General features: G+C 76.2%; 2 protein-coding genes and 1 pseudogene. All 3 read left to right on the top strand.

Features of this window, described 5'->3' with window-relative positions:
* Positions 1 to 671: hypothetical protein (locus N866_RS21575; protein WP_216699475.1), on the top strand; the 671-nt coding region annotated here is incomplete at its 5' end.
* A gap of 213 nt (positions 672 to 884) precedes the next feature.
* On the top strand, positions 885 to 3,584 hold the full coding sequence (gene nirB, locus N866_RS16790) for a nitrite reductase large subunit NirB (RefSeq protein WP_034228614.1): 2,700 nt from the start codon (positions 885 to 887) through the stop codon (positions 3,582 to 3,584).
* Positions 3,581 to 4,069: pseudogene (locus N866_RS16785) on the top strand (nitrite reductase small subunit NirD); the annotation flags it as partial. The gene nirB and the pseudogene N866_RS16785, both read left to right, overlap by 4 nt.
* Between the last annotated feature and the right edge of the window lie 158 nt (positions 4,070 to 4,227).

The raw sequence follows: 4,227 nt of genomic DNA, 5'->3' as shown, positions 1-4,227 counted from the left end.
CGGGGCGGGTGGTCGACGGCCTGGCCGGTGACGCGCTCGACCTCGCGTGGCACCGCGCCCGCGCCGAGCTGGCCGCCGGCTTCGACGTCGTCGGCGACGTCGTGCGGCGCGGCGCCGTCCCGGTGCTGCCCCTGCCCTACGGCGACGTCCCGCTCGCCGTGGCCCTCGACACCTTCGTCATGGAGGCGGCTGTGCACGGCGACGACCTCAGGGCCGCGCTCGTCGGCCACGCGGAGCCCGGCGACGGTCCCGACGCAGGACCCGACGCAGGTCTCGACGCGGGAGCCCGGGCCGAGGCCGTGCCCGCCCCGCTGCCCCCGCTGGACCCGCGGGTCGTCCCGTCGTGCGCCCGCTTCGTCCAGCACTTCTGGCCGGTGCTCGCCTCCCTCGGCACCCCCGTGCGGGCGGGCACGACCCTGCGGCTCGTCGGTCGCACGATCGTCCTGGGAGGCACCTTCGACGGCGCGTCGTGGCTGCTGCCCGACCCGCTCCGTCCGCCCGGCCCCGAGGAGCGGCCGCCCGGCGCCGGCCCGACGGTGACGCTGCGGGGCGACGACTCGACCGTCCTGCGCGTCGCCCTCGGGCGGGGGCCCGTCACCGCCTCGGGCCTGCACGTCGACGGCGACGCCGCCCTCGCCGCGGCCCTCAAGGAGCACGTCCCCGGGCCCTGAGGGTGCCCGTCCGACCCCGCGCGGAGGCGGACCGGACCCGACCCGCCGCGGAGGGTCCGACCGCGCGGTGCCCTCACACGCTCCCGGACGCACCTGTGCGTCAGGTGTTCCCTGGCGGAAACACGCCCGCGCCGCCGCGGGAAACATGCGCTGCCTACCGTCGGCGTCCTGGCCCCGCAGCAGGGGTGTCTGACCGCCAGCACGAGGAGCGCCATGTCACCCGAGTCCCCCGTCCCCCCGACCGGACCCTCGAGCACCCCCTCCCCCCGCCGGCTCGTCGTCGTCGGCGGCGGCATGGTGGCCCAGCGCCTCGTGGAGGCGCTGCGCGACCGCGACGCCGACGGCGCCTGGCACGTCACCGTCCTGGCCGAGGAGCCGCGCGCCCCCTACGACCGCGTCGGGCTCACCTCGTACTTCTCCGGCCGCGACCCCGAGGAGCTCACGCTCGGCGACCCTGCCCTGTGGCGCGACCCGCTGGTCACGCTGGTACGGGACGCCACGGTCACGTCCGTGGACCGCGAGGGTCGCGTGGTCACCGTCGGCGACGGGCGCACCTGGGCCTACGACGAGCTCGTGCTGGCGACCGGGTCCCGCGCCTTCGTCCCGCCGATCGAGGGCAGCGACCTTCCCGGCGTCTTCGTCTACCGCACGCTCGACGACGTCGCCGCGCTGCGCGGCTGGGTCGAGGACCAGGCGGCGCGGTGGGACCGGCCCGTCCGGGGCGCCGTGATCGGCGGCGGCCTGCTCGGCCTCGAGGCCGCGGGCGCGCTGCAGGCCCTGGGCGCCCAGTCGACCGTCATCCAGTTCGGCACGCACCTCATGTCCGCGCAGGTGGACCTCGGAGGCGGCGAGGCGCTGCGGCGGCTCATCCAGTCGCTCGGGGTCGCGGTCCGGGTCGACACGGCCACCACCCGCATGCGCGCCAACCGGCGCGGGACGGTGGGCCGCCTGGACTTCGCCGACGGCGGGCGCCTCGACGTGGACGTCGTCGTCGTCGCCGCCGGCATCCAGCCGCGCGACGAGCTGGCCCGCGCCGCGGACCTGCCCGTGGGGCCGCGGGGCGGCGTCGTCGTCGACGGGGCGTGCCGGACGCCGGACCCGCACGTGTGGGCGGTCGGCGAGGTCGCATGCGTCGACGGCGCCTGCATCGGCCTCGTCGCGCCGGGCTACGCGATGGCCGAGGTCGTGGTGGACCGGCTGCTCGGCGGGGCGGCGGAGTTCCCGGGCGCCGACACCGCCACCAAGCTCAAGCTGGCCGGGGTCGACGTCGCGAGCTTCGGCGACGCGTTCGGCACCACGCCCGGCGCGCTGGAGCTCGTCCACTCCGACCCGGTCGCCGGCGTCTACACCAAGCTCGTCCTGTCCGACGACGCGCGCACCCTCCTCGGCGGCGTCCTCGTCGGCGACGCCTCGGCGTACGCGGCCCTGCGCCCCATGGTCGGCCGCGAGCTCAGCGGCGACCCGTCCGCGTACCTCCTGCCCGAGGGCGCGTCCGGCCTCAGCCGGGGCACGGTCGACCTGCCCGACGACGCCGCCGTCTGCTCGTGCAACAACGTCACCGCCGGCACGATCCGCCACGCCGTGACCGACGGCGGCTGCACGGACCTCGCGGGCGTCAAGGCGTGCACGAAGGCCGGGACCTCCTGCGGCTCGTGCCTGCCGCTCGTCAAGAAGGTCGTCGGCACGGAGCTGGAGAAGGCCGGCATCACGGTGAGCACCGCGCTGTGCGAGCACTTCGCGCTCTCGCGCCGCCAGCTCTTCGACGTCGTGCGGGTCACCGGCCTGCGCACCTTCAGCGAGATCCTGTCCCAGCACGGCGCGCCCGGCCTGCCCCTCGGCGCCCGCGGCTGCGACATCTGCAAGCCGGTCGTCGCCTCGATCCTCTCCTCCCTCGACGACGGGCACGTCCTCGACGGCGACCGCGCCACGCTGCAGGACACCAACGACCACGTCATGGCGAACCTGCAGAAGGACGGCACCTACTCGGTGGTGCCCCGCATGCCCGGCGGGGAGGTGACGCCGGAGGGGCTCATCACAGTTGGCGAGGTCGCCCGCGACTTCGGCCTCTACACGAAGATCACCGGGGGGCAGCGGGTCGACATGTTCGGCGCGCGCCTGGAGCAGCTGCCCCTCATCTGGCGCCGGCTCGTGGACGCAGGCTTCGAGTCGGGGCACGCGTACGGCAAGTCGCTGCGGACCGTGAAGTCGTGCGTCGGCCAGACGTGGTGCCGGTACGGCGTGCAGGACTCGACCTCGCTCGCCGTCGCCCTGGAGCTGCGGTACCGGGGTCTGCGCGCGCCGCACAAGTTCAAGCTCGGGGTCTCGGGGTGCGCGCGGGAGTGCGCGGAGGCCCGGGCCAAGGACGTCGGCGTCATCGCGACGGACAACGGCTGGAACGTCTACGTGGGCGGGAACGGCGGCTTCACGCCCCGTCACGCGCAGCTGCTCGCCGAGGACCTCGACACCGAGACGCTCGTGCGCACGGTCGACCGGTTCCTCATGTACTACATCCGCACCGCCGACCGCCTCCAGCGCACCGCCCCCTGGATCGAGGAGGTCGAGGGCGGGCTGGACGGCGTGCGGGCCGTGATCATGGACGACAGCCTCGGCATCGCGGCGGAGCTCGACGCGGCCATGGCCGCGCACGTGGACCGCTACGAGGACGAGTGGCGCGCCACCCTGGAGGACCCGGAGAAGCTGCGCCGCTTCGCGTCCTTCGTCAACGCGCCGACGACGCCCGACCCGAGCCTCGCGTACGTCACCGAGCGTGGTCAGCGGCGCCCGGCCACGGCCGCCGAGCGGGCCGCCGGGCTCGCCGTCGCCGTCGAGGTCCCGGACGGCGTGCTCGCCCCCGACGACGTCCCGACCGGTCCCGTGCTCGTCGCGGGCCCCGCCCTGGAGGTGCGCGCATGAGCGTCGACAGCCTGACCACCCGCCCCGTCGTCCTGCCCGAGGTCGACGGCCCCGTGCCCACCCCGTGGGTCGCGGTCTGCCGCCTCGACGACCTCGTGCCCGAGCGCGGCGCCGCGGCGCTCGTGGCCGGGGCGCAGGTCGCGCTGTTCCGGCTCCCGGGCGCGGGAGCCATCCCGACGGGCACCGCCACGGGCGCCATGCCGACAGGCACCGCCACGGGCGCCATGCCGACAGGCACCGCCACGGGCGCCATGCCGACGGACACCGACGAGGTGCTCGCCGTCCAGCAGCTCGACCCGTTCATGGAGGCGCACGTCATGTCGCGCGGGATCGTCGGCAGCCGGGGCGACACCCCGACGGTCGCGTCACCGCTGCTCAAGCAGGTGTTCGACCTGCGCACGGGGCGCTGCCTGGAGCCGGTCGGCCGCGCGCCGCGCCACCTGCGGACGTGGCGGGTCCGGCTGGAGAACGGCGTCGTGCTCGTCGCCGCGCCCCCCGACCCGCCGCTCTCCGACGACCCGGGCGACCGGGCCGACCCGGCCGACCAGGCGTCCCGAGCCGCGGGGAGCGCGTCATGACCACGCTCCTGGGCGTCGAGCTCGCCGGCCGGCCCGTGCTCGTCGTCGGCGGTGGCCCGGTCGCG

Source organism: Actinotalea ferrariae CF5-4 (assembly GCF_000603945.1).
Lineage (GTDB): Bacteria > Actinomycetota > Actinomycetes > Actinomycetales > Cellulomonadaceae > Actinotalea > Actinotalea ferrariae.
This window is presented reverse-complemented; position numbering and strand designations above follow the sequence as displayed.

Bases quoted from the DNA above. Each gene is read 5' to 3' on its own strand.
- nirB (WP_034228614.1), top strand. From the start codon at position 885: ATGTCACCCGAGTCCCCCGTCCCCCCGACCGGACCCTCGAGCACCCCC.